At 62.6% G+C, this 26151-nt stretch carries 24 protein-coding genes; 17 read left to right on the top strand and 7 right to left on the bottom strand.

Annotated elements, in window-relative coordinates:
• Positions 1–7 precede the first annotated feature (7 nt).
• The gene (locus AB8B02_RS10040; RefSeq protein ID WP_439063840.1) at positions 8–709 is read right to left on the bottom strand and encodes a phosphoadenylyl-sulfate reductase; all 702 of its coding nucleotides are present in this window, start codon (positions 707–709) and stop codon (positions 8–10) included.
• Positions 710–925: 216 nt separating this feature from the next.
• Between AB8B02_RS10040 and cysD the strand changes: the two genes are divergently transcribed.
• The 14 genes from cysD (at position 926) to AB8B02_RS10110 (ending at position 18317) form a co-directional block, all read left to right on the top strand.
• Positions 926–1765 (top strand): sulfate adenylyltransferase subunit CysD, encoded by an 840-nt coding sequence (gene cysD, locus AB8B02_RS10045; protein WP_068731681.1) that lies wholly within the window; start codon positions 926–928, stop codon positions 1763–1765.
• Positions 1766–1775: 10 nt separating this feature from the next.
• Positions 1776–3698, top strand: a complete 1923-nt coding sequence (gene cysC / locus AB8B02_RS10050) for an adenylyl-sulfate kinase (RefSeq protein ID WP_439063841.1) — start codon at positions 1776–1778, stop codon at positions 3696–3698.
• Between the two features lie 475 nt (positions 3699–4173).
• The gene (locus AB8B02_RS10055) at positions 4174–5961 is read left to right on the top strand and encodes a NirA family protein (protein ID WP_439063842.1); all 1788 of its coding nucleotides are present in this window, start codon (positions 4174–4176) and stop codon (positions 5959–5961) included.
• A complete protein-coding gene (locus tag AB8B02_RS10060; RefSeq protein ID WP_439063843.1) occupies positions 5958–7562 on the top strand; it encodes a sulfite reductase subunit alpha in 1605 nt (534 codons plus the stop codon). The genes AB8B02_RS10055 and AB8B02_RS10060 overlap by 4 nt, the downstream gene beginning before the upstream one ends.
• Before the next feature lie 438 nt (positions 7563–8000).
• Complete coding sequence (locus AB8B02_RS10065; RefSeq protein ID WP_175369097.1) at positions 8001–9098, top strand: ABC transporter substrate-binding protein; 1098 nt, start codon at positions 8001–8003, stop codon at positions 9096–9098.
• Entirely contained in the window at positions 9076–10116 is a 1041-nt protein-coding gene (locus AB8B02_RS10070) for an ABC transporter permease (protein WP_175369096.1), read from the top strand. The genes AB8B02_RS10065 and AB8B02_RS10070 overlap by 23 nt, the downstream gene beginning before the upstream one ends.
• Positions 10110–10901 carry an ABC transporter ATP-binding protein gene (locus AB8B02_RS10075; protein ID WP_175369095.1) on the top strand — a complete coding sequence of 264 codons (792 nt, stop codon included), beginning with the start codon at positions 10110–10112 and terminating at the stop codon, positions 10899–10901. The genes AB8B02_RS10070 and AB8B02_RS10075 overlap by 7 nt, the downstream gene beginning before the upstream one ends.
• A gap of 116 nt (positions 10902–11017) precedes the next feature.
• Positions 11018–11974, top strand: a complete 957-nt coding sequence (locus AB8B02_RS10080; protein ID WP_175369094.1) for an ABC transporter substrate-binding protein — start codon at positions 11018–11020, stop codon at positions 11972–11974.
• A 25-nt stretch (positions 11975–11999) separates the two neighbouring features.
• Positions 12000–12863 carry an ABC transporter permease gene (locus tag AB8B02_RS10085; protein WP_439064622.1) on the top strand — a complete coding sequence of 288 codons (864 nt, stop codon included), beginning with the start codon at positions 12000–12002 and terminating at the stop codon, positions 12861–12863.
• Positions 12856–13662, top strand: a complete 807-nt coding sequence (locus AB8B02_RS10090) for an ABC transporter ATP-binding protein (protein ID WP_439063844.1) — start codon at positions 12856–12858, stop codon at positions 13660–13662. Before AB8B02_RS10085 ends, AB8B02_RS10090 begins: the two co-directional genes overlap by 8 nt.
• A 168-nt stretch (positions 13663–13830) precedes the next feature.
• Complete coding sequence (locus AB8B02_RS10095; protein WP_439063845.1) at positions 13831–14973, top strand: acyl-CoA dehydrogenase family protein; 1143 nt, start codon at positions 13831–13833, stop codon at positions 14971–14973.
• A 25-nt stretch (positions 14974–14998) separates the two neighbouring features.
• Positions 14999–16093, top strand: coding sequence for an LLM class flavin-dependent oxidoreductase (locus AB8B02_RS10100; protein ID WP_439063846.1), 1095 nt, complete (start codon positions 14999–15001; stop codon positions 16091–16093).
• Complete coding sequence (locus tag AB8B02_RS10105; RefSeq protein WP_439063847.1) at positions 16090–17034, top strand: ABC transporter substrate-binding protein; 945 nt, start codon at positions 16090–16092, stop codon at positions 17032–17034. The genes AB8B02_RS10100 and AB8B02_RS10105 overlap by 4 nt, the downstream gene beginning before the upstream one ends.
• Before the next feature lie 242 nt (positions 17035–17276).
• Complete coding sequence (locus AB8B02_RS10110) at positions 17277–18317, top strand: aliphatic amidase (protein WP_439063848.1); 1041 nt, start codon at positions 17277–17279, stop codon at positions 18315–18317.
• Positions 18318–18480: 163 nt separating this feature from the next.
• Here AB8B02_RS10110 and AB8B02_RS10115 read toward each other — a convergent pair whose 3' ends face one another.
• Genes AB8B02_RS10115 through pxpB form a run of 3 tightly spaced genes read right to left on the bottom strand, consistent with a single transcriptional unit; the run spans position 18481 to position 21057 of the window.
• On the bottom strand, positions 18481–19251 hold the full coding sequence (locus tag AB8B02_RS10115; RefSeq protein ID WP_068731711.1) for a LamB/YcsF family protein: 771 nt from the start codon (positions 19249–19251) through the stop codon (positions 18481–18483).
• Positions 19252–19282: 31 nt separating this feature from the next.
• Entirely contained in the window at positions 19283–20329 is a 1047-nt protein-coding gene (locus AB8B02_RS10120) for a biotin-dependent carboxyltransferase family protein (protein WP_439063849.1), read from the bottom strand.
• On the bottom strand, positions 20326–21057 hold the full coding sequence (gene pxpB, locus AB8B02_RS10125; RefSeq protein WP_439063850.1) for a 5-oxoprolinase subunit PxpB: 732 nt from the start codon (positions 21055–21057) through the stop codon (positions 20326–20328). The genes AB8B02_RS10120 and pxpB overlap by 4 nt, the downstream gene beginning before the upstream one ends.
• 252 nt (positions 21058–21309) lie before the next feature.
• On the opposite strand from pxpB, the gene AB8B02_RS10130 reads away from it, so the two are divergent.
• Positions 21310–22008 carry a ribonuclease activity regulator RraA gene (locus AB8B02_RS10130; RefSeq protein WP_089264363.1) on the top strand — a complete coding sequence of 233 codons (699 nt, stop codon included), beginning with the start codon at positions 21310–21312 and terminating at the stop codon, positions 22006–22008.
• Between the two features lie 138 nt (positions 22009–22146).
• Positions 22147–22551, top strand: a complete 405-nt coding sequence (locus AB8B02_RS10135) for a (R)-mandelonitrile lyase (RefSeq protein WP_439063851.1) — start codon at positions 22147–22149, stop codon at positions 22549–22551.
• A 39-nt stretch (positions 22552–22590) separates the two neighbouring features.
• On the opposite strand, the gene AB8B02_RS10140 is transcribed toward AB8B02_RS10135, so the two are convergent.
• Positions 22591–23055 carry an Lrp/AsnC family transcriptional regulator gene (locus AB8B02_RS10140; protein WP_439064623.1) on the bottom strand — a complete coding sequence of 155 codons (465 nt, stop codon included), beginning with the start codon at positions 23053–23055 and terminating at the stop codon, positions 22591–22593.
• A gap of 156 nt (positions 23056–23211) precedes the next feature.
• Here AB8B02_RS10140 and AB8B02_RS10145 point away from each other — a divergent pair, with 156 nt between their 5' ends.
• Positions 23212–24225, top strand: a complete 1014-nt coding sequence (locus tag AB8B02_RS10145) for a 1-aminocyclopropane-1-carboxylate deaminase (RefSeq protein WP_068731723.1) — start codon at positions 23212–23214, stop codon at positions 24223–24225.
• A gap of 54 nt (positions 24226–24279) precedes the next feature.
• Here the strand turns inward: AB8B02_RS10145 and AB8B02_RS10150 are convergent, their stop codons facing one another.
• Together AB8B02_RS10150 and AB8B02_RS10155 are read right to left on the bottom strand one after the other, a co-directional pair.
• Positions 24280–25074 carry a transporter substrate-binding domain-containing protein gene (locus AB8B02_RS10150; RefSeq protein ID WP_439063852.1) on the bottom strand — a complete coding sequence of 265 codons (795 nt, stop codon included), beginning with the start codon at positions 25072–25074 and terminating at the stop codon, positions 24280–24282.
• 109 nt (positions 25075–25183) lie between these two features.
• Complete coding sequence (locus AB8B02_RS10155; RefSeq protein WP_439058358.1) at positions 25184–25942, bottom strand: DUF2147 domain-containing protein; 759 nt, start codon at positions 25940–25942, stop codon at positions 25184–25186.
• Between the last annotated feature and the right edge of the window lie 209 nt (positions 25943–26151).

A 26151-nucleotide genomic window follows, 5' to 3' on the forward strand; every position in this document is an offset into this window, starting at 1 on the left:
GGCGGCGTCAGTTCGCCGATGTGTGGATGCCGCATTCCGTTTTGGCGCGGCCGCGCCAGCGGCCGGCGCGGGGGTCCTCGCCAGGCGCGGTGCGGGACGTGCAGGGCATGCAGCCGACCGACGCAAAGCCTGAGGCTATGAGCGGATGTGGCGGCAGCTTCGCCGACGCATAGATCAGCCCGATCTCGTCCGGCGTGACATTGGCGAATGGATTGAATTTCAATTTTGAACCATCGTCCTCGACGACGGGAATGACGGCGCGCGATGCGCCCTGAAATCGTTTGCGGCCGTTGATCCACGCGCTGAACGGCGTCAGTGCCTGCGCCAGCGGCTCGACCTTCCGGATCCGGCAGCAGGTGTCGGGATCGGACGACCACAAATCCCCATCGCTGTCGTGAGCGGCAAGCGCATCTACTGCGGGGCGGATCGTTCGCACGTCGCGCAGGCCCAGCGTCAGGATCAGTTGGTCGCGATACGCGAGTGTCTCCTCGAACATCCAGCCGGTGTCGAGAAACAGCACGGGGATGGCGGGATCGACATCGGCCATCACCTTCAGCAATGCCGCGGACTCCGTGCCAAACGACGATACCAGCGCGAGTCCATCGCGGCCCGCGACATCAAGCGCCGCGGCGATCACCTCGGCGGGCGAGGCGGATTGCAGCGCCTGATCGTATTGGACAGCACTTGCGACGGCTCCGGGCGACAACATCTCGAACTCCTCAACACATCCAGCTTGACTGGAATAAGATTCTATATATCAGTTGTTTGTCGCCACTTAATAGAAAAATATTCTTTCTATTTGAGAAGCGCAGTTTAGATTTTTTGACCCCATAAATCGAGTTCCAGAGATGCACTTTCTCCGAGCGTATCCGCTTCGTGAGCAACGGCGAATCTCACGGCGGTTTTGAGGACCTGGAGAAGGCGTATGACGTCGACCAATCTCGAACGCGTCCGATCGGACGTGGTATCGATGGACCACCTCGATCAACTGGAAGCGCAGAGCATCTACATCCTGCGCGAGGGCTTCGCCCGGCTGAAGAAGCTGGCCTTGCTGTGGTCGCTCGGCAAGGACTCCAATGTCATGATCTGGCTGGCGCGCAAGGCGTTCTTCGGTCACGTACCGTTCCCCGCGCTGCATGTCGATACCGGCAAGAAGTTTCCGGAGATGTACGCCTTCCGCGATCACTATTCGAAGGAGTGGGGACTCGACCTCACCGTGGAATATTGCCCGTCGATCGATAGCGTCGATCCGACACTGCCGCCAGCGGCGCGCTCCGCAGCGCGCAAGACCGAAGGTCTCAAGCTTGCGCTGGCGAAGCACGGCTTCGACGGATTGATCGCCGGCATTCGGCGGGACGAAGAGGCGACCCGCGCCAAGGAGCGTGTGTTCTCGCCGCGCGGTGTCGAGGGCGGATGGGACGTGCGCGACCAGCCACCGGAATTCTGGGATCAGTTCAACGCATCGCCGCCGCCCGGTGCGCATCTGCGCATTCATCCGATCCTGCATTGGACCGAAGCCGACATCTGGGCCTACACGGCGCGGGAAAACATCCCGATCATCCCGCTCTATCTGGCCAAAGACGGCAAGCGCTACCGCTCGCTGGGCGATGCCGACATCACCAATCCCGTCGCATCCACCGCCAGCACGATTGCCGAAATCCTGGTCGAGCTCGACGGCACCACGATTCCCGAACGCGCCGGCCGCGCACTCGATCATGAGACCGAAGACGCCTTCGAGCGACTGCGCGTCGCCGGCTATCTGTAGAGGTGATGCCATGACCAAACCCGTCAATCCGACCTCGCTCGGAATGCCCAACGGCACCACGCGCCCGCAATTGCGCATCGTCATCGTCGGCCATGTGGACCATGGCAAGTCGACGCTGGTCGGTCGCCTGCTGCACGAGACCGGCGGCTTGCCGGATGGCAAGCTGGAGATGCTGAAGGCGGTTAGCGCCCGGCGCGGCATGCCGTTCGAATGGTCGTTCCTGCTCGATGCACTGCAGACCGAGCGCGACCAGGGCATCACCATCGATACCACGCAGATCCGCTTCCGCACCAAATTGCGCGACGTCATTCTGATCGACGCGCCCGGCCACGCCGAGTTTCTGCGTAACATGATCACCGGTGCATCGCAGGCCGATGGCGCCGTGCTGATCGTCGATGCGCTGGAAGGCGTTCGCGATCAGACCCGGCGCCATGCCTATCTGCTGCATCTGCTGGGCGTGAAGCAGGTCGCCGTCGTCGTCAACAAGATGGACCGCGTCGATTTCAGCGCTGTGCGCTTCCAGGCGATCAGCGACGAAATTTCGGCGCATCTCATCGAACTCGGCGTCACGCCCGCCGCGGTGATTCCGATTTCGGCGCGGGATGGCGATGGCGTGGCCACCCATACCGACCGTATCGGCTGGTATCGCGGGCCAACAGTTGTGGGGGCTCTCGATGCGTTGAAGCCGGCACTCGCGCTTGATGAATTGCCGCTGCGGCTACCGGTACAGGCGATCTACAAGTTCGACGACCGGCGCATCGTGGCCGGGCGTATCGAGGCCGGTCATCTGGCTGTCGGCGACGACGTGGTGATCATGCCCGCCGGCAAGCGGGCAAAGATCAAGAGCGTGGAGCGCTGGTCGGCGATGCCGCTGGAAGGCGAGCACGGGGCAGGGCGATCCGTCGGTATCACGCTCGACCGCGAACTGTTCGTCGAGCGCGGCGACGTGATCGCGCATGCTGGCGCGGTGCCATCGGATACACGACGACTGCGGGCGCGGATCTTCTGGCTGCACGATCAGCCGCTGACAGAGGGATCGTCGATCCTGGTGCGGCTCGGCGTGCGCGAAGTGCGCGGCCGTGTGGTCGCGATCGAGAAGGCAATCGATCCCGGCGAACTGGCCAGTGTCGAGACCAAACAGATCGCCCGCAATCACGTCGGCGAAATCGAGATCGCACTGTCGCAACCGGTCGCGGCCGATCGCTATGTCGACAATCCGCGCACCGGACGTCTCGTGATCGAGGTCGGCGGCCGGATCGCCGGTGGCGGTCTCGTCCTGTCCATCGATGCTGCCCAACGCGTCGTGTCATCGGACATCGTGCCGGTGCAGTCGGCACTGCAGCCTGAGGAACGTTCGGCGCGCTATCGCCATCAAGGCGCAGTTGTGTGGTTCACGGGATTGCCGGGATCCGGCAAGTCGACGCTGGCGCGGGCGCTGGAGCACCGTCTGTTCGCCAAAGGCGGTTCGCCGATCCTGCTCGACGGCGACACGCTGCGCGCCGGACTCAATCGCGACCTCGGCTTCTCCGCCGCCGATCGCAGCGAGAATGTCCGGCGCCTGGCGGAGATGGCCGGCCATCTCGCCCGCAACGGTCATATTGCCATCGTTGCGGCTGTCTCACCCTCGCGCGGCGACCGCGCCGAGGCCCGCAGCGCGGTCGATACCGCATTTCGTGAGATCTATGTCGCGACGCCGGCGGAGATCTGCGAGCAGCGCGATCCCAAGGGGCATTACGCCAAGGCCCGCGCGGGCGACCTGCCGGGCTTCACCGGTATCGCCAACGACTATCAGGCGCCGGAGACGGTCGAGCTGCGGATCGACACGTCGACGGTCGATGTGGGTCGCGCGATAGATGGCATCGAGGACATGCTGCGGCAGACGCAAGTGCTGGACGACGGAGCCGCTGATCTGGCGGCGTTCGAGGCGGTCTAACGGCTTAGGCCCGCCCTCACTTTTGCATCTCATGATGAGGTCAAGGAAAGCTGGTTCTCCAGCTTTCCTCTTACCGAGGCGGCAATCCGAATGCCCACGAGCCCAGGCTGGATCGCTTCGTCGCGCGGGGCCTTCGCAACGATAGCTGCCATTGACGTTCCCACCGTCTAATTATTGAGCGTGCGGTGCACAAACGCTGGCACCGAACGGCCGGGTTCGGCCCGACCTCGACCTCAATCCCCTGATTTCTTGACGTTTTTCCTCCGAGGACAATCTGGCACGAGACTTGAATGTCTCTAGTCGACCGGCGTTCGCTGATGCCCGCCGGCCAGTTCAGATGGATTTCCGCAGCAACGAGGCTGATCGGATCGCTTCCAGAATTCAAGCCGGCGCGACGCGCTGACCTGAGCCTGTGCGGTCCGCGATCCTTATCCCCGTTGAAGCCACGCTGTGGCCCGCAGGAGCTTCGTCCCGCATGAAAATTGAAACGCTCTCCATCGACTTTACTGACGAACAGAAGCGCTACCTCGAAGGCTTCTCGACGGGGCTGCAGATCAACCGTGTCGGCAAGGGTCTCGGCGGCGGCGCGTCAGCCAAAGCCAATGCGGAGCCGACCGGACCGGATGCGCCGCATATCAAGGCGCAGGATCGCACGATTGCATCGGGCAAGAAGCTGGTTGAGCAGGAGAAATGGAAGCGCGAGGAACATCCGTTCGACGCTTATCCGCGGCTGCGCGATCAGGCCGCGATCGATGCGCGGCCATCGCCGGCCGACAATTTTCGGTGGCGCTATTACGGCATCTTCTATGTGGGTCCGACGCAGGACTCCTATATGTGCCGGCTTCGGATCCCGAACGGCATCATGAAGCACTGGCAGCTTGCGGGTCTTGCCGATCTTAGTGACGAGTTGTGCGGTCCGTTCTCGCATGTGACCACGCGCGCCAATCTGCAGGTGCGCGAGATTCCGCCGAAAAATGCGGTGAAACTGATCGAAGGTATCCAGGATCTCGGTCTGTGCTCACGCGGCTCCGGGGCCGACAACATCCGCAACGTCACGGGCACGCCGACCGCGGGCATCGATCCGCAGGAACTGCTGGACACGCGCCCCTATGCGCGCGAGTGGCACTATCACATCCTCAATGACCGCACGCTCACCGGCCTGCCGCGCAAGTTCAACGTTGCCTTCGACGGCGCCGGCAAGATCGCCGTGCTGGAGGACACCAACGACATCGCCTTCCAGGCAGTCGAAGTGAAAGATGGTTTCGGCGCCGCGCCCGGCGTCTGGTTCAAGCTCGGCATCGGCGGCATCACTGGCCACAAGGATTTCGCTACCGATACCGGCATCATCGTGAGACCGGAGGACTCCACCAAGGTCTCCGACGCTATCGTGCGCGTTTTCATCGATCTCGGCGACCGCACCAACCGGCTTAAAGCGCGGCTGAAATACGTCATCGACGGCATGGGCATGGAGAAGTTTCTGACCATCGTCGAGGAGAAGCTCGGCGCGCCGTTTACCCGCGTTCCGGCGGACGCGTTGCTGCCGCGCCCAAGCGTCGACCGCACGGCGCATATCGGAGTGCACCGACAGAAGCAGGACGGGTTGAACTGGATCGGCGTCGTGTTGCCGCTGGGCAAGGTGACGACCGATCAGATGCGGGGGCTTTCGAAGATTGCGGCCGATCTCGGCGACGGAGATATCCGCCTCACGGTGTGGCAGAACCTGCTCATCCCCGGCGTGAAAGACGCGAATGTCGCGCTGGCGACTGCGGCCATCGAAGCCCTCGGCCTTGCCATCAAGACCACCGAGATCCGCGCCGGCCTGATCGCCTGCACCGGCCGCGCCGGCTGCAAGTTCGGCAATGCGGATACCAAACGCACGGCAACAACCATCGCCGAATGGTGCGATACGCGCGTCGAGGTCGATACGCCGATCAACATCCATCTCACCGGCTGCCATCATTCCTGCGCGCAGCATTACATCAGCGACATCGGCATGATCGGCGCGCGCGTGGCGCTGGACGATAGCGACGACACCGTGGATGGCTTTCACATCTTCACCGGCGGCGGTTTCGGCCCGCAGGCCGATGTCGGGCAGGAGGTCTATCAGAACGTGAAGTCCGAGGACGCGCCTGTTGTCGTCGAGCGGCTGCTGAAAGCCTATCTCGCCCACCGCGCGTCGCCGGACGAGACGTTCCTCACTTTCTCGCGCCGTCACGACGCGGCTTCGTTGCGTAAGCTCGCTGATGAACAGGTGTCCGCATGAACCAGATGACGCCGCCGCCCAAACTCGAGATCATTCCTGCGTCTGCGCCGTTCTCGGAAGCGCAACGCTCCTGGCTGAACGGCTTCTTCGCCGGCCTGCTGTCCGATGCGCCGGCGACGCCGCTCTCTGCCGAGCAGGGCGCCGCGATCATGGAGGAAGACGACGGCGCGCCGTGGCATGACCAGACCATGCCGATCGCCGATCGCATGAAGCTCGCCGAAGGCAAGCCGGTTCGTCGCAAGATGATGGCGGCGATGGCGCAGCAGGACTGCGGCCAGTGCGGCTATAACTGCAACGACTATTCCGACGCGATTGCCTCGAAAGCCGAGGCGCGGCTGAACCTGTGCGTGCCGGGCGGCAAGGAAACCGCGCGGATGCTGAAGTCGCTCTATGAAGAGCTCGACAAAGCACCGGCCGGTGCTGCGCCCGCGGCAGCAGCGACGACTGCTGCGGAGCCGGCCGAAGTTGCTGTGCCGGATCCGTCGACGCTCGGACGCTCGCGCGACAATCCCGCATCCGCCGTGTTTCTCGGCCGCCGCCTGCTCAATGGCAAAGGCTCCGAAAAGGAGACCTGGCATATCGATTTCGATCTGTCGGGCTGCGGCCTCGATTACGTCGTCGGCGACAGTTTCGGCATCTTTGCGTCGAACGATCTCGGTCACGTCGACCAGATCATCGCTCTGCTCGGCGCGTCGCATACGACGGAGGTGCGTGGCAAGACGCTGCGTGAAGTGCTGCAATACGACGTCTCGCTGGCCCCGGCACCGGACTCGCTGTTCGAGCTGATGTCCTATCTCACCGGCGGAGCGCAGCGCGCCAAGGCACGCGCACTGGCCCAGGGCGAGGACCCCGATGGTGATGCCGCGACGCTCGACGTGATGGCTGCGTTGCAGAAATTCTCCGGCGTGCGGCCGCACCCGGAAGCTTTCATCGAGGCGCTTGAGCCACTGCAGCCGCGGCTCTACTCGATCTCGTCATCGCACAACGCCACGCCCGGCAAACTGTCGCTGACAGTCGATATCGTTCGCTATATGGTCGGCAAGCGTAAGCGCCATGGTCTGGCCTCGAGCTTCCTCGCCGATCGCATTCAGCCCGGCGACGAGCTCAAGGTCTATGTCCAGAAGGCGCACGGTTTCGCGCTGCCGGAAAATCCGGAGACGCCGATCATCATGGTCGGGCCGGGCACCGGCATCGCGCCATTCAGGGCGTTCCTGCACGACCGCAAGGCCACCAAGGCGCCGGGCAAGAACTGGCTGTTCTTCGGCCATCAGCGCAGCGGGTCGGATTTCTTCTATGCCGACGAACTCAATGGCATGAAGACCGAAGGCTTCCTCACACGGTTGTCGCTGGCCTGGTCGCGTGACGCCGGTGAGAAATTCTACGTGCAGGATCGCATGCGTGAGGTCGGCCGCGACGTCTGGACGTGGCTCGCCGAAGGCGCTCATGTCTATGTCTGCGGCGATGCCAAGCGCATGGCCAAGGATGTGGAGCGGGCTCTGGTCGATATCGCCGCCCAGCATGGCGCGCGTTCGACTGATGAAGCGGTGACGTTCGTCAGTGAGCTGAAGAAGAAGGGGCGGTTTCAGCTCGACGTATATTGATATCTCTAGCCCTCATCCTGAGGAGCCCGCCGTTAGCGGGCGTCTCGAAGGATGGCCGCAGACTCGGAGCGCCGGCATCTCATGGTTCGAGACGGCGCTTCGCGCCTCCTCACCATGAGGGGAGCGCGCGTTTGCGAGAGAACTGTTTTGCTTCAACTGCGTCATCAGTAGAACGCTTCCTCAGCGATAAATTGCGTTCTCTCCCGGCGCTGCTCTCATTGGAGATAATCTCTCCAACCTGCGCGACATTCAAAATTCCATTTTATTGACCGAAGCCGCCGCGCTGCGCATCCTCGTACCATCGAAATCACAGGGGCGGGAGTCGGCGGACTCTCACGGCTGAGCTTCCACTCAACACATTGACCATCGCATCAGCGCGAGCCGCAACACCATCCGTTGCGGCCATGGGCAGCGCTGTGCCGATCGCAAGGAGACCAGATGTCGAACGATGATCACAACCGCAAGCCGCTGATGGATCGCCGGTCGCTGCTGCGCGGCGGCGCTGCAGCAGCATTGGCCGCACCACTCGGCGTATGGGGCGCGCAGGCGTTCCCGTTCCGGCAGGCGTCACCCATCGATTTTTCCGAATTTCCAATCTGCAGGACCGCATCGGAGGCGCCCGCGCTCACCGGTGCACCGCGTAAATTGAAGCTCTCCTGGAATGCCGGCGCGGTCTGCCTTGCGCCGCTGCCGGTCGCCATCGATCATGGCTTCTTCCAGAAGCAGAACCTCGATGTCGAGCTGGTCAATTACAGCGGCTCGACGGACCAGCTTCTCGAAGCCATCGCCACGGGGAAATCCGATGCGGGCCTGGGTATGGCGCTGCGCTGGCTGAAGCCGTTGGAGCAGGGCTTCGACGTCAAGATCGTCGCCGGTACCCATGGCGGCTGCCTGCGCGCGCTGGCGCCGGCGAAGTCGGAGGTGAAGAGCGTTGCGGATTTCAAGGGCAAGACCATCGCCGTCGGCGATATGGCCGGCCCCGACAAGAACTTCTTCTCGATCCAGCTCGCGAAAGCCGGACTTAATCCGGACAAGGACGTCGAGTGGCGGCAATATCCCGGCAACCTCGTGCGGCTCGCCGTGGAGAAGGGCGAAGCACAAATCGGGCTCGCCTCCGATCCGCTGGCCTATCTCTGGCTCAAGGATGGCGAGCTGAAGGAAGTCGGCTCCAATCTCGATGGCCCCTACAAGGATATCAGCTGCTGCATCGTCGGTGTGCGTGGCAGCCTACTGCGTGACGATCCACTGGTCGCGCGCGGCCTGACGCAGGCATTGCTCGATGCCGCAATGTTCGCATCGCAGAATCCTGAGAAGGCTGCGAAGTCGTTCCAGCCCTATGCGCCGAAGAATGCCACCGTCGAAGATCTGCTGGGTATGGTGAAGTATCACACCCATCATCATCACCCCGTGGGCGATGCGCTGAAGCGCGAGCTGAAATCCTACGCTGACGATCTCAAGACGGTTTCCGTGTTCAAGCCGTCAACCGACACCACCAAATTCGCGGAGCGCATCTATGCCGACGTATTCCGCGTCTGAGATCTCATCGCTTGGCGGTGACCGCGAGACCGCGCTTATTGCTGGCGATGGTGGACTTCAATTCGTCAACAAGCTTCGTTTCAGCATCACGGGGATCGGGGCAGGGCTCGCCTGGCTGGCTTTCGGCCTGTCGTGCCTGCGATGGCCGGATATCGGCGACTGGCCACGCACCGAGGCTGTAGCCTATACGGCATTCGCGATTGCTGGCGGCATCGCGATTGCGACCACGGCGCAGGCAGCACTCGGCAAATTCGGCGACGGCGTGCAGCGACGCGCGCCCTGGCTGTTTGCCTTGGGAGTGTTCCTGACGCTGTGGGAGCTTGCGACGGCGAAATTCGGCTGGCTGCCGCTGCCGTTCTTTCCACCGCCGCAGTCGATCGTCGAGGTCTATACCGACGACCTGCCGAAGCTGCTCGATAGCGCTTTCGCCTCGGTGAAGCTGCAGCTTGGCGGCTACTTCATCGGCGCGGTCGTAGGCTTCCTCACCGGCGTCTCCATCGGCTGGTCGCGGCTCGCGGGTTACTGGGTGCATCCGATCCTGCGCTTCATCGGACCATTGCCGGCGACTGCCTGGCTGCCGATTGCGTTCTTCACGTTCCCGTCCGCCTGGAGCGCCAGCACGTTTCTGATCGCGCTGGCCACCGGCTTTCCGGTGACAGTGCTGACCTGGTCGGGCGTGGCCAGCGTCAGCACCGCCTATTACGACGTCGCACGAACGCTTGGCGCAAAACCGTCTTTCCTGGTGACCAAGGTCGCGATCCCGGCGGCGCTGCCGCATGTGTTCGTCGGTCTGTTCATGGGGCTCGGCGCATCCTTCGCGGTGCTGGTCGTGGCCGAAATGATCGGCGTGAAGGCGGGCCTCGGCTTCTATCTGCAATGGGCGCAGGGCTGGGCGTCCTACAACAACATGTACGCGGCACTGATCGTGATGTCGCTGCTGTGCTCCGGCGCGATCACGCTGCTGTTCAAGGTGCGTGACCGGCTGCTGGTCTGGCAGAAGGGTGTCGTCAAATGGTAGCGCTGGCGACAGCATTCAAGCCAGCGGCGACGGGCGCGTCGCTCGACGTCAAGGGCGTCAGCCACGCCTTCGACATCGATGGCAGCGTGCTGCCGGTGCTCGACGATGTCAGCATCAGCGTTGCGTCCGGAGAGTTCGTGGCGCTGCTCGGCCCGTCCGGCTGCGGCAAGTCCACGCTGCTCCGATTGGTGGCGGGTCTCGAGCCGCCGCGTGCCGGCACGCTGGATGAGGATGGCGTCGCCATCACCGGCCCTTACCCGTCCCGCGTTGTCGTGTTTCAGGACCCGACGCTGTTTCCGTGGCGGACGGTGTGGGACAATGTTGCGCTCGGGCTGGAAGCGCAGGGCGTACTCAAGACGCAGCGTCACCGCGTCGATGCGGCGATCGATCTCGTCGGCCTCGGAGCCTTCCGGAAGGCCTATCCGCATCAGCTCTCGGGCGGCATGGCACAGCGCGTGGCATTGGCGCGGGCGCTGGTGAACGATCCGCGCATCCTCGTGCTCGACGAGCCGCTCGGCAAACTGGATTCGCTGACACGCATCACCATGCAGGCCGAACTGGTGTCGCTGTGGCAGCGCAACGGCTTCACGGCACTGCTGGTGACCCATGACGTGGAGGAGGCGCTGTTCCTCGCTAATCGCGTCATCGTGTTCAGCGATCGTCCGGCGCGGGTAACGGCGGATATCACGGTCGACCGGCCCTATCCGCGCCATCGCGGCGATCCGCATCTGGCCGAGCTGCGACGGCAGATCCTGCGACTGCTCGGGCTGGACGCGACGTGGTGAGCTCCTCCCGATTATGATCCGTTGCGGGTGAGGGCACACTCCACCGATAGCTGTATACGAGGCACGGTTATTGCATTCCTTTTGGGCTGACACACGGTTCAGCCCAAGGGAATGACATGTACAGCACCAACCGACGTGATTTCATCCGCCTGACGGCCATTGCCGCGGCGCTGTCCACGACCAGCATCAAGGCCTTCGCCGCTGACCGCGTGGTCAAGATCGGAACGCTGAAGCTCATCCACGGCGTCACGCCGTATTTCTACGAGAAATTCGCGCCTGATGGCGTCAAGTTCGAGGTGATCCCGTTCGAAACCCCGACCGACGGCAAGAATGCCGTCGTGACCGGCACCGTCGATTTCGGCATCTTCGGTTTTGCCGCGGCGACGCTCGGCGGCGCCAATGGCGAGCCGGTTGTCGTCATCGCATCTGCCTGCAATCGGGGCATGGCGGTCGTCGCCAAGAAAGATTCCGGGATCAACACGATCAAGGACCTGAAGGGCAAGAAGGTCGCGATCCTGCCGGGCTCGACCCAGGAAGTCGTGATCCTCGATCGCCTCTCCGCCGAAGGCATGACGGTGAAGGACGTCGAGTCCGTGCGTCTGTCGTTCAGCGACATGGCGCCGGCGCTAGCCCGCGGCGACATCGACGCCTATGTGGGCGCCGAGCCCGGCCCGGGCATCAGCCTCGCCAATGGCGTCGGCCAGATCGTCGAATATCCCTACACCACGCCGACCGGTTCGCTGAACATGGTGCTGGCCACGCGCCGCGAACTGATCGAGAAAGATCCCGAGCTCATCAAGGCGCTGCTCAAGACCCACCGCCTGGCCAGCGAATATGCCATGAAGGACCGCGAGGCCTTTATCGCCATCGCCATGCAGAAGCTCGGCCAGCAGAAGCCGTCGATCGAGAAGGCAGCGCCGAATGTAGAGCTGACCTGGAATATCGACGACCAGTTCATGAAGCAGGCGGAATATTACGGTGGCCAGATGCTGTCCAAGAAGCAGATCCGGCAGTTGCCGGACTACAAGACCTTCATCGATGCTAGCTTCGTGAAGGCGCTGGCGGCCACGTGAGCGCATCGTGAGCCTGCAAAGCACGATGGACGATACGTCCAACAGGGTCCAGCTTGCGCCGGCAGCGGAAATCCCGGTGCCTGCGGCCGGTAAGCGCGGGCAGGGCGTGCAGCGGGCGCGCACAGTCGCACTCGCGCTGATCGTGCCGGTCTGCCTGATGGTGATTTGGGACGTCATGGTGCGCTGGACAGGCACGCGGCTGGTGCCGTCGCCCTATGGCGTCGCCGTGATGATGTGGGATTTTGCTTTCGGCGGAATCTATGACGACGCGTACAGCGCCAGCCTGCCGATCCATTTCTGGAAAAGCGTGCAGCGTGTCTATGGCGGCTTTCTCTGTGCGGCGGCGGTCGGCATTCCGCTCGGGCTGATGATCGGGCGCATGCCGCTGTTGCGCAAGCTGCTCGACCCTACGCTGTCACTACTGCGACCGATCCCCGTGACGGCATGGCTGCCGCTGTCGATGATCTTCTTTGGCCTCGGCCCGCGCGCGGCGATCTTCCTGGTATTCCTCGGCGCGTTCTTTCCGATCCTGCTCAACACCGTGTTCGGGGTGCGATCCGTCGATATCAGGCTGTTCGAGGCTGCGGAAATGCTCGGCTGCAGCGGCGCGCAGCAGTTCCGCTCCGTCGTTTTACCGGCAGCGCTGCCGAGCATCTTCAACGGCCTTCGTCTCGGTGCCGGTTTCGCTTGGATACTGATCGTGGTCGGCGAGATGACCGGCGTGCCCGAAGGGCTCGGCGCTGTCATCATGGATGGCCGCACACTGTCGCGCACCGATCTCGTGATCACCGGCATGATCATCATCGGCATCACCGGCTTCGTGTCGGATCGCATCCTGCTGATGCTCAGCAACTACTTCCTTCGCTGGAGCCCACAGCATCATGCTTGATCGACCAACCACAATTGCGCCTGATATCCTCGAGGTCAGCGACGTCGGGAAAGTCTATCAGGCCTCCAACGGTCCGGTCGAGGCGTTGCGCGGTGTCAACCTCACCATCCGCAAGGGCGAGTTCGTCTGTCTGCTCGGAGCCTCGGGCTGCGGCAAATCCACATTGCTGCGCATCGTCGCCGGTTTCGAGAAAGCTTCTCAGGGCTCGGTGACCATGTACGGCTTTTCGGTCGACAAGCCGGGCCCGGATCGCGGCATGGTGTTTCAGGATTATGCGCTGTTTCCGTGGCTGACCGTGCGCGACAATATCGGCTTCGGCCCCAAACATCGCCGTGTCGCGAGCAAGGTTGTGGACGAACTCACCGACAAGTTCATGGCCATGGTCGGGCTAACGGCCTTTGCCGATCGCTATCCACACCAACTCTCCGGCGGTATGAAGCAGCGCGTCGCCATCGCGCGCGTGCTGAGCAACGACACCGATGTGCTGTTGATGGACGAACCGTTCGGTGCGCTCGATGCGTTGACCCGCAGCAAGCTGCAGGAGGAGCTCGTCGAGATCTGGAGTACCACCGGCCTCACAGTGATTTTCGTGACGCATTCGGTCGAGGAAGCCGTGATGCTGGCGGATCGCGTCATCGTGATGTCCGCGGGACCCGGCCGTATCGACTGCGAAATCGAGGTCGACCTGCCGCGCCCGCGCGACGTCGCATCGCCGGAGTTCAACGCTTTGCGGCGCGAGGTGACGCAGAAGCTCACGAGCCATATCGCCGGCAGTCGGGCCAAGGCGGCAGATTCCTGAATCGGGCTTCAAAATCGCGCGAATAAAATTCTCGCCTGAGGTCATCGGGGAGAATTTTCACCTGTGGGTCTGAGGCCCATCAGTCCCGCTGTCGTTATTTCCGGGTACCGCTTGTAACGCCTGCCGAACGGCATTCTCTAGGGTTAGAGAAGCCGAAAGCAATACGATATGGACGCGGTTCCCAGCATAATCGACAGAGTTAATTTGCTCGTTCCGGGCTTTGCGGAACGTGCGTCATCGCATGATCGTGCGGCAAGTTTTCCATTCGAGAATTTTCAGGAACTGTCCGAGGCGGGCCTTCTGGCGCTGCCGGTGCCAAAGGCCCTGGGCGGCGCGGGCGTCGGGGTGCGCGAGGCTGCGCGCGTCGTGAACGTGGTTGGCAAGGCCGATGCCGCGACTGCGCTTGTATTGGCGATGCACTATATCCACCATCTGGTCATCACGCGGAATGGCAACTGGCCCGCGCATCTGGCGCAGCGCGTGTCGCGCGACGCCGTGAATGGTCTGGCGCTGATCAACGCATTGCGCGTCGAGCCCGATCAGGGATCGCCATCGCGGGGCGGTCTGCCTCAAACCACAGCGAAGCGCACGGCCCAAGGCTGGCGCATGACCGGCCGCAAGATTTATTCGACCGGTGCGCCGATCCTCAAATGGTACACTGTATGGGCCAAGACAGACGAGCCGGATGTGCGCGTCGGCGTCTTTCTGGTGCCGGCGGGTCTGCCGGGCACCGAGATCGTCGAGACCTGGGATCATCTCGGTCTGCGCGCCAGCGGCAGCCATGACGTCGTGTTCGACGACGTGCTCATTCCGCTCGACAACGAGGTGGATCTGCGCCGTCCCGGCGAGTGGGGCGCGCCGGATGTGTCTCAGGCGACCGTCCAGGCCGTGCTCGTCGGTGCGGTCTATGACGGCGTGGCGCGGGCGGCGCGTGACTGGCTGATCGACTTTCTCAAGACCCGCACGCCCTCAAGCCTCGGCGCGCCGCTGGCGACGCTGCCGCGGGCGCAGGAGATCGTGGGCGGCATCGAGGCGAAGCTCGCGGTCAATGCGCGCCTGCTCGACACTTTCGCACGGGACATCGATGACGGTGTTACGCTGACGCCGGTCGAAGCCAATATCCTCAAGCTCACCTTCACCAATAATGCCGTGGCCGTCGTCGAGGATGCGCTGTCGCTGACCAGCAATCACGGACTGACCCGCGCCAATCCGCTGGAGCGGCATTATCGCGACGTTCTGTGCGGCCGCGTGCACACACCGCAGGACGACAGCACCAAGATTTCCGCCGGACGCATCGCGCTCGGCATCTGAACAACAGCAGGAAGTGGAGAGACCCATGTCCGTCGAATTCATCGGCTTCATCACCAACAATGACGCATCCGAGACCCGCGTGCGCTCCGGCCCGGTGCTCGATCCCAGCTATATCGAAACCGTCGCGAAGGCGCATGAGCTCGCTGGGTTCGACCGCGCGCTGCTCGCCTTCCATTCGACCTCGCCGGACGGTCTGCAGGTCGCGCAGCATGCGCTCGGCGTGACCGAGAAGCTGAAGGTGATGATCGCACAGCGTCCAGGCTTTACTGCGCCAACCGTTATCGCCCGCCAACTGGCCACCATCGAGAATTTCCACCATGGCCGCGTCTCGCTGCATGTCATCACCGGCGGCAATGCCAAGGAGCTGCGGCAGGACGGCAATACGCTCGACGACAAGGACGAGCGTTACGCCCGCACCAGCGAATGGCTCGATATCATCAAGCAGGAATGGACCAGCGAGAAACCATTCGATTACAACGGCAAATACTATCAGGTTGAGGGCGGCTTCTCGCAGGTGAAGCCGACCGTGCCGATCCATGTCTTCGTCGGCGGCGCGTCAGATGCGGCCATCGACGTGTCCGGCAAGCATGCCGATACGTTTGCGCTGTGGGGTGAATCCTATGCGCAGGTCCGCGACGTCACTGGCCGCGTACGTGCTGCTGCTGCGAAATACGGCCGTCCGGCGCCGCGCTTCAGCCTGTCGGTGCGCCCGATCATCGCCGACACCGAGGAGAAGGCCTGGGCCAAGGCCGACGACATTCTCGCCCGCGCCACCGCGCTGCAGGACAAGACCGGCTATCGCAAGCCGGCCGATGGCCATGCCACCGCCGGTGCGAAGCGTCTGCTGGCGCTGGCCGAGCAGGGCACCCGCATCGACAAGCGGCTGTGGACCGAGATGGCGGCGCTCACCGGCGCCAACAGCAACACCACCGCGCTGGTCGGCACGCCTGAGCAGGTCGCCGAAGTGTTCGCCGATTACTACGATCTCGGCGTCAGCCATTTCCTGATCCGCGGCTTCGATCCCCTGATCGACGCCATCGATTATGGCCGCGAACTGATCCCGCGCACCCGCGAACTGATTGCGGCGCGTGATGCCGCCAAGGGAGTTGTCGCAGCATGAAACGGCTCATCCTCGCCGCCGGCCTGATCCTCGCGGCCTTCGCATCTTCGGCGCATGCCGAGACGACGCTGATCGTCGGCGACCAGAAAGGCAATGCGCGCGCCGTGATGGAAGCATCCGGCGTGCTGAAAGACGTGCCTTACAAGATCGAGTGGAAGGAATTCGCGGCGGCAGCGCCGCTGCTGGAAGCGCTCGGTGCCGGCGCGCTCGATAGCGGGCTGGTCGGCGATGCGCCCTTCACCTTTGCCGCAGCGGCCAACGTGCCGGTCAAGGCAATCGGTGCGATCCGGCAGACCGGCGATGGTCTCGCCGTGCTGGTGCCGAAGGACTCGACGATCAAGAGCTTCGACGATCTGAAGGGCAAGAAGATCGCCACCGGCCGCGGCTCGATCGGGCATCAGCTCATTCTCGCCGCGCTGGAACAAAAGGGCTGGACGGCGAGCGATGTGCAGATCGTGTTCCTCGCTCCGTCGGATGCCAAGGTCGCTTATACCCGCGGCTCAGTCGATGCGTGGTCGACCTGGGAGCCCTATGTGAGCCAGGAAGAGGTGCTGTTCCAGTCGCGTGTCCTGCTGAATGCCGAGGGCCTGACATCGGGGCTGAGCTTTGTCGTGGCGACGCCGAATGCGATCCGCGACAAGCATGCCGAACTCGAGGACTATCTCCGCCGCCTCACTGCGGCGCGCGCTTGGGCGCTGAAGAACGCGGATGCTTACGCGCAGACCTGGGGCAAGCTGATGAACGTGGCGCCGTCGGTGCCGCTGAATTGGCTGACACGCGCAAAAATCCGCATCGCACCGATCGACGATGGCGTCGCCGCGGATGAGCAGAAGACCATCGATCTCTATCTGCGCAGCGGACTGATCAAGCAGAAGCTCGATGCCAATGCGATTGTGGATCGATCGTTCAACGATGCCATCGGGAAGGGTGCGGGCCTGTAGACTCTCGATCCAGACCCGGCAATTGCTACTTAAACTCTGTCATGCCCGGGCTTGTCCCGGGCATCCACGTCTGTGCCGCAAGCAGTAAAGGCGCGGATGGCCGGGACAAGTCCGGCCATGACGGTGTTTGCATCGAGGACGTCTCGCTGTCGCCAGAGCCACAACCCGCACATCCGTAAATCCACGTATTCCCGGTCTCCCTCCGTCGGCCCACCATCGCCCGGCAACGGAGACCTGCGCAGATGCATCACGGCGATATTTCATCCAGCAAGGACGCGGTCGGCGTCGCCGTCGTGAATTACAAGATGCCGCGGCTTCACACGAAGGCCGAGGTGTTGGCCAATGCGCAGAAGATCGCCGACATGATCGTCGGCATGAAGATCGGTCTGCCCGGCATGGATCTGGTGGTGTTCCCGGAATATTCGACCCAGGGCATCATGTACGACTCCAAGGAGATGTACGAGACCGCCTCGATCGTGCCCGGCGACGAGACAGAGATTTTCGCGGCAGCCTGCCGCAAGGCCAAGGTCTGGGGCGTGTTCTCGTTGACCGGCGAGCGGCACGAGCAGCATCCGCACAAGGCGCCGTACAACACGCTGATCCTGATGAACGACAAGGGCGAGATCGTTCAGAAATATCGCAAGATCATGCCATGGGTGCCCATCGAAGGCTGGTATCCCGGCAATTGCACTTATGTCTCCGAGGGGCCGAAGGGCCTGAAGATCTCGATGATCATCTGCGACGACGGCAACTATCCCGAAATCTGGCGCGACTGCGCCATGAAGGGCGCCGAACTGATCGTGCGTTGCCAGGGCTACATGTATCCGGCGAAAGACCAGCAGGTGCTGATGGCCAAGGCGATGGCCTGGGCCAACAACACTTATGTTGCCGTTGCCAATGCCTCAGGCTTCGACGGCGTCTATTCGTATTTCGGCCATTCGGCGATCATCGGTTTCGATGGCCGCACGCTCGGCGAATGCGGCGAAGAGGATTACGGCATTCAATATGCGGCGCTGTCGAAATCATTGATCCGCGATGCGCGCCGCACTGGACAGTCGGAGAACCATCTCTTCAAGCTGCTGCATCGCGGCTATACCGGCACGATCAATTCCGGCGAAAGCAACAAGGGTGTCGCGGCGTGCCCGTTCGATTTCTATGCGAACTGGGTCAACAATCCCGACAAGGCGCGGGAGAATGTCGAAGCCTTCACGCGGCCGACGGTCGGTGTCGAGGAATGCCCGATCGAGGGACTGCCGCATGAGGGGATGTTGAACGATCGGTGATGAATTCACTGTCATTCCGGGGCGCGTGCGCATCTTTGCGCATGCGAACCCGGAATCTCAAGATGAGTCCCCACTGTCCGCCCCCGTCATGTTAGAGGTGATGAACATTTTGATTCCGGGGTCGCGCGCGAAGTCGCACGCGCCCCGGAATGACGGTGGAGTTCTAAAGCGCCGTCTTGAACGGCGCCACATCGATCCCCGCCGCCTTCAATCCATCGCGCACATGGCGGCCAAGTTCGACGGCTCCCGGCGTGTCGCCGTGAATGCACACGGTGTCCATCTTCATCTTGATCACCTTGCCAGTGATCGAGATGACCTCCCCGGTCTGTGCCATCTTCACCACACGATCAGCAACCATCACCGGATCATGCAGCACCGCGCCGGGCTTCTTGCGCGAGACGAGATTGCCGTTGTCCTCATAGGCGCGGTCGGCGAACACTTCATGTGCCAAGGGGAGGCCGGCGGCTTCGCCTGCGGTCACGAGCTTGGAATTCGCCAGCACCACGAAGGTCAGATTTCGGTCGACCGCCTTGATGCCGGCGGCGATGGCGCGGGCGGTCATGTCGTCCTCGCAGGCGACGTTGGAGATCGCGCCATGGGCCTTCACATGGGTGACCTTGTAGCCTTCCATGGCGGCGATCGCCTGCAAGGCGCCGATCTGGTACGCGATCAGGTTCTCGATCTCGAGCGCGGTGAGACCGACGATAGGCCGGCGGCCGAAACCGTGCAGGTCGCGATAGCCGGGATGGGCGCCGATCCTGACGTTGCGCGCCTTCGCAAGCTGCACCGTCTTGCGCATCACATCGGCATCGCCGGCATGATAGCCGCAGGCGATGTTCACGGAGGACGCGAGGTCGATCATCGCGGCGTCGTTGCCCATCTCCCACATGCCGAAGCTTTCGCCGAGGTCGCAGTTCAGATCGATGGTCGCCATAGTCGTGCTCTTTCGTGAGTAGGATTCGAAATCAGTCTTGCGCGTCTGCCGTCTGCGGTGCCTGCCACGTATTGTCATCGGTTGCACTGACGGCGACACCAGCGACATTGGACGACAGCAGCGCCTTGATGTCCAACATCAGGATGTTGGAATCATGGACACGGCCGGGCAGGCTCTGCAGCAGTTCGGCGAAGGCACGATATTCGGCCTGCGCCTCGGCCATGGTGATGGCTTTAAAGCGGAAAGCGCGGCCCGGCTGGGTCTGGCCGAACCGGCCGAGATCCGTCGAGATCACGGTCGCGATTTTCGGATAGCCGCCTGATGTGCCACGGTCGGGCATCAGCACGATGGGCTGGCCGTTGCCGGGTACCTGGATCGAGCCGTTCACGGTGCCGTCGGAAACGATGTTGTGCCCGTGCAGATGTTTGATGACGGGGCCTTCAAGGCGATAGCCCATGCGGTCGCTGGTCGCCGAAATCTTCCAATCACTGTTCAGGAACAGATCCTTGGCGTCACCGAATTCATCGTCTTGTGGTCCAAGCACCACGCGGATCGGACCTTCGGCCGGCGCAGGCAAATCGATGCGCTTCTCGTTGGCGCTGCTGGCAGCCGCCACCAGCAATTCGTCACCGGCCTGCAGCGGGCGCGGATAGGGACTGCCGAGACCGGCGCGGGCATTCACGGCGAGACTGCCGAACATCGGTTCGCCGCGCACGCCGCCTTCGATGGCGAGATAGCCGAAGGTGCCGGCGCGAGCGACGCCGAGATTGAGGCTCTCGCCGTCGGCCAGCGTGACGGATGTATTGACGTTGAAGGGGGTGCCCGCGATATCGGCCGGCCGCGTCGCGCCGGTCAGCGACACACGCACGGCGCCGCCTTTGGCGGTGAAGACTGAATTGAGCGGGCCGAGTTCAATGGTGGCGGCGAACAGCGTGTTGCCGAGCAGGGCATTGGCGGCGGCCATCGCCAGTCGATCGACGGCACCCGATGGCACCAGGCCATAGCGCTGTGCGCCGAACCGGCCGACATCCTGCACTGACGTGCCGGGGCTCACGGAAGTGACGATGAGCTTGCTCATGATGCGATCAGCTCCGCGACGAATGCACCGGCTTCGGCCGCGCGGTCCTGCTCGGCAAATGTCTTCTCGTCGACAGCGGCGAAGGTGATGGCGTCGCCGGGTTCAAGCAGGAAGATGGGATCGCGGCCGAGCTGATAGGTGCGCACGGCGGTCCGTCCGAGCAGATGCCAACCGCTGGGGCCGGCAAGGCATTGCACGCCGGTCTGGATGCCGCCGATGGAGATCGTGCCGGGCGGCGTCAGCAGCCGGGGATTCTGTCGGCGTGACATCTGCATCGAGCTCGGCAGCCCGCTGAGATAGGACCAGCCCGGCGTGAAACCGATCATCGCCACCTTGTAGTCGCCGCCCACATGGCGCGCGACCACTTCGTCCGGCGTGATGTTCAGCGCCTTCGCGACGTCTTCGAGATCGATGCCGTTTTCGCCGCCATAGGCGACCGGGATGCGCCAGCGCCGGGCCGCCTTGGCCTCGGGTAGCGGCTGGAGTGCCAGTTCGGTCAGCTTTTCACCCAAAGCATCGAAGCGGATCTGTAGCGGATCGTAATGCACCAGCAGCGAACGATAGGTCGGGACCGTTTCGGTGACGGCGGCAAGGCCGGCCGACGCGACGAGTTTGTCGAGCGCCAGCACCCGGCGGTTGGCTTCCTCGTCGATGGTGCGGCTGAATTCGACGGTGATGGCAGCATCGCCACTGGGGAGGATGCGGGGCGGGGAGAGAGCTGCGACCATGGCCTCACAACGTCAGTATTGGACGACCATGCATAGCGCGTTTTACCAGCGAGTGGAATTCGCAATCTGAAAATAGCCGTGCATCTTCAATAAATTAATACGCATGTTGGCGATAAGCCGTACTGATCGCAGAGGTTTCATCACATTGCATGGCGCTTTGAAGCAGCAGCCCTTGACGCGCTGGCATTCCACCGCAAGATGCGCCGCCGTAAGTCCAACGTCCTGCACCCTCTGACCTGAAGAGCCCTGCGTATGTCCCTGACACCCGAAGCCATTGCCACCCTGTCGAAGGTCACCACCGCGACCATCACCACCGTTCTCCTGAAGAAGGGCCTGCGCAATGTCTGGCTGCGCGGCGCCAAGCCGCTGCGCCCCGGTCAGCCCCGTCTCGTCGGTCCGGCCTTCACCCTCCGTTTTGTGCCGGCGCGCGAGGATCTCGCGACCCCGGAATCGTGGTCGTCGCCGATCTCGACCCGCACCGCCATCGAAGCCATGCCGGAAGGCTGCATCGCCGTGGTCGACGCCATGGGCATCACCGACGCCGGCATCTTCGGCGACATCCTCTGCGCCCGCATGCAGAAGCGCGGCGTCGCTGCGCTGATCACCGACGGCGTGGTGCGTGACATCGAAGGCGTGCTCGGCACCAATCTACCGGTCTGGTGCGACGGCTATGCCGCTCCGCCGTCGGTTGCCGGCCTGACCTTTGTCGGCTGGGGTGAACCGATCGGCTGCGGCGGCGTTGCCATCTTCCCGGACGACGTCATCGTTGCCGACCAGGACGGCGCTGTCGTGATCCCGAAGGCCTTCCTCGATCTAATCCTCGCCGAAGGCGCCGAGCAGGAGCGCATGGAAGCCTGGATCGTCAACGAGGTGAATAACGGCGCCACGCTGCCCGGCCTGTATCCGATGAATGCCGAGACCAAGGCGCGCTACGCCGCGTCGAAGAAGTAATCAACCAACTCAATACCCTCATCCTGAGGAGCGGCCGCTTGGCCGCGTCTCGAAGGGCGAGGGAGTGTTCATCCCTCATGGTTCGAGACGGCGCTGCGCGCCTCCTCACCATGAGGGCCAGAGACTGGAGACCGTGCCATGAAGCTTTTCCCCGCAGGTTCGCGCCCGACCAAAAGGGCGCCAGAGGAATACTTCACAGGCACGGTCTGGCAGGATCCGGTCATTGTCGCCGAAGCGCCGGCGCGGCTTGTGACATTCCGCGTCAGCTTTGAGCCCGGCGCACGCACCGCCTGGCACACGCATCCGTTCGGGCAGACGCTCTATGTCATCGCGGGCGTCGGGCGCTTTCAGACCGAAGGCGAGCCGGTCGTTGAGATCAAGCCGGGCGACACCGTCTGGATTCCACCGGGCGAGAAACACTGGCACGGCGCGGCGCCGACCATTGGCATGACCCATATCGCCATGCAGGAAGCGCTCGACGGCAAGACCGCGGATTGGATGGAAAAGGTCAGCGACGAACAATATGCGAAGCCGGTCGGCTAGGACGGCCAGGCATTGCCGGGTACGAGGACGACGCTGGGTTCAAAAGTCTAGCGGCGCATTGTCCACCACCTCTTTCATAACGAAAAAGGTTCGGGTCTGGCGGACGCCGGGCAGCGCGATGAGCTGCGTGCCGTGGATACGATTGAAATCGGCCATGTCGCCGACGCGGATTTTTAGGAAATAGTCGAAGTCGCCGGCGACCAGGTGGCAATCGAGAACAAATTTCAGTTTGGCCACCGCCTTTTCAAACACTGCAAAGCTTTCCGGCGTCGAACGATCGAGCACGACACCGACCATGACCAGCGCGCCGCGGTTGACCTTCTCGGGCGCAATGATGGCGCGCGTATTCCGGATATAGCCCTCGTCAAACAGCTGCTGAGTGCGGCGATGACATGTGGCGGGACTGACATTCACCTTCGCGGCCAGATCGGCATTGCTCAGACGTCCGTCTTTCTGCAGCAAATGCAGCATGCGAAGTCCGATTTTATCTAGATTTTGAGCCATGAAAGAATCTTCCGAATTTTTGGAATTTAATGCGTCATACTTCCAGTTTATATGGATATAGTACGACATACAGCAGATAGCAGCCATATCTTTGAAAGCACCTTCCGCACCGAAAATGCTAGGTGTACCGCCAGTTTTCACGACAACAGGTGTCACATGCTCGAAGGCTTCGAACGCTATCCGCTCACCTTTGGACCCACCTATATCGAGAAGCTGGAGAAGCTCTCGGCCCATCTCGGCGGTAAGGTCGAACTCTACGCCAAGCGCGAGGACTGCAATTCCGGGCTAGCCTATGGCGGCAACAAGTTGCGCAAGCTCGAATACATTATCCCCGATGCCATCGCGTCGAACGCCGATACGCTGGTATCGATCGGCGGCGTACAGTCCAATCATACACGCATGGTTGCGGCCGTTGCGGCCAAGATCGGCATGAAGTGCCGGCTGGTGCAGGAGAGCTGGGTGCCGCATGAGGACGCCGTCTACGACCGTGTCGGCAATATCATGCTCAGCCGGATCATGGGCGCGGATGTGCAGCTCGTCGACGAAGGCTTTGACATCGGCATTCGCCATAGCTGGGAAGAGGCGATCGAGGATGTGAAGGCCAAGGGCGGCAAACCCTACGCCATTCCAGCCGGTGCCTCCGTGCACAAATTCGGTGGGCTCGGCTATGTCGGCTTTGCCGAAGAAGTCCGGGCGCAGGAGAAGGAACTCGGCTTCGCGTTCGACTACATTGTCGTTTGCACTGTGACCGGCTCGACCCATGCCGGCATGTTGGTGGGCTTCGCCAAGGACGATCGTCAGCGCAGGGTCATTGGTATCGACGCATCTTTCACGCCGGCTCAGACCAAGGCGCAGGTACTTGAGATCGCGCAGAACACTGCCAAGCTGGTCAAATTAGGCAAAGACCTCGTCGAGGATGATGTGGTGCTGATCGAGGACTACGCCTATCCCGTCTATGGCGTGCCATCGGAAGAGACCAAGGACGCCATCCGTCTCTGCGCGCGTCTGGAGGGCATGATCACCGACCCTGTCTATGAAGGGAAATCGATGCAGGGGATGATCGACCTCGTGCAGAAAGGTTATTTCCCTGAAGGATCCAAGGTGCTCTATGCACATCTCGGCGGCGCGCCGGCGCTGAATGGATATGGCTACGCGTTCCGTAATGGATAGCTGTCGTCACATCGCGTGCGCCGGCTTGGTGTCCGGCGCACCGATTACCTCCGGTCACTCGAACCAGCGGTTGACGGTCGCACGGAAACTGCCGTCTTCCTGCATGATGTGCAGCCATTGATCGACGAAGGCCTTCAGCGCGACATCGCGCTGGAGCCAATAGGCCTTCTCGGCGAAATCGAACGGCGTGTCGGGATGCACGGCACAGAGCACACCGTGATGCAGCTTCTGCTGATAGCGGGTCTCTGACGCATCGGTCATCATCAGGTCGGCACGGCCCTGTGCGATCTCGTCGAAGATGCGGGTATTGTCGTTGAAGACGGTGATCTCGGCCAATTTGATATGCGTCCGTGCAAAGCGCTCATTGGTGCCGCCCGGATTCACGATCACCTTGATACCTGGCCGATCAATCTCAGCGAGCGTGCCGAATTTCCCTGCATCGGTGCAGCGCGCGATCGGCGTCTTGCCCTCGCGCATGATCGGTATCGAGAACACACCCTTCTTCTGCCGGTCGAGGGTAATGGACACGCCGCCCATCACCATGTCGAACTGGTCTGCCGCAAAGTCCGCTGACAGTTTTGGCCAGCTGGTCTTCACATAGTCGACCTTGACGCCGAGTGCTTTTCCGAGCGCCTCCGCCATCTCGACGTCGAAGCCCTTGAACGATGTCGTGGTCGGATCGAACGCGCTGAACGGCATGTAGTCGCCGGTCAATCCAACGCGGAGCGTCCCCCGGGCAATGATATCGTCGAGGCGGGACGGTGAGGGCACAGGGGCCGGCGTCTGGGCCTGCAAGGGCGCCGCAAGCAGCAGGCAGGCTGCCAGCCAGGCGGCGGTGATCCGGATCATGACGTCTCCCCCGTTTGTATCGCGGAGCTCACCGTTCAGGAACGCGCCGCATTACGATCAGCTTACAGGGGACGTTGGAGCTTTCAATCGATGAGCGCGTCTGCTGGGATCAGTTCACCCGCGTCCAGGTCTGTCCGCCGCAGAACATGCCGCCGAAGGCACAGCCCTGAACACGCAGCGTGTCACTGCCCTTCAGGGCGATGGTCGATTCGTAGGTGCTGCCGCTGTTCGGATCGAAGATCTTTCCCGCCCATTTGTTGTTGCCGGGCTTCATGTTGATCAGCACCTTCTCCCCATTGGCCTCGGTCTTGGCATTCATCGAATAGCCGCACAGATTGGCGCCGCATTGTTCGATACGAACCTTGCCCTCCTTCTTCTCGGTCATCCAGATGCCGAGCGGCGTTGCCGCCGCGGCAGGCGTAACCGGTGTGGGCGCATCCTGCTTGTTGACTGGATCTGTGGGCGGTGCGTTGGCGATGACCGTAGAGGGCGCAGATTTCTCGGCAGGCGCGGGAGCCGGGGCAGGCTGCGGGGCCACCGCGACGGATGGCGTGACAGGTGTCACCGGAGTTGCCGCCTCTTTTGGGGCGACAACGGGCTTCTGCGTCTCCACAGGCTTGGCCGTCTGTTCGGATCGCGGATTGTTGGGGGCCTGCTCGCGCGTCTCGCGGTCACGCTCGCGCTTGCTGCGCTTGGTGCCATATTCGTAGACGCCGGGAATGGAAACCGAGATGCAGTCCGTCGAATTGCAGTCGCTTGGCGCTTCGATGGTAATGGTGCGACCGCCGATGTCGAACGAGTAGCTGTCGCCGGCCTGAGCGGCGGTGCTGGCCAGCAGGATAGCGGCGAGGGCGAAGAGCGGCTTCATGTGTCCTCCAAAGCGGTTGAAATCCCGCCCCTGAACCGAGCCGCGGATGCGCCGGAACACTGTGATCCGCGTCACTCAGGGGGAATTGCAATTGCTTTGGTGTGTGGCGCCGACTGAAGAAGTGGTTCAATCCTGCGCCGGACATCTTCTGTTTGAGGCAGCGTGATAGGCCCCAACGCCGCCGCTGGACGGCGGCGTCGCCTGAAACC

Origin of the sequence: Tardiphaga sp. 862_B3_N4_1, assembly GCF_051811085.1 — a bacterium.
In the GTDB taxonomy this organism is placed as follows: domain Bacteria; phylum Pseudomonadota; class Alphaproteobacteria; order Rhizobiales; family Xanthobacteraceae; genus Tardiphaga; species Tardiphaga robiniae.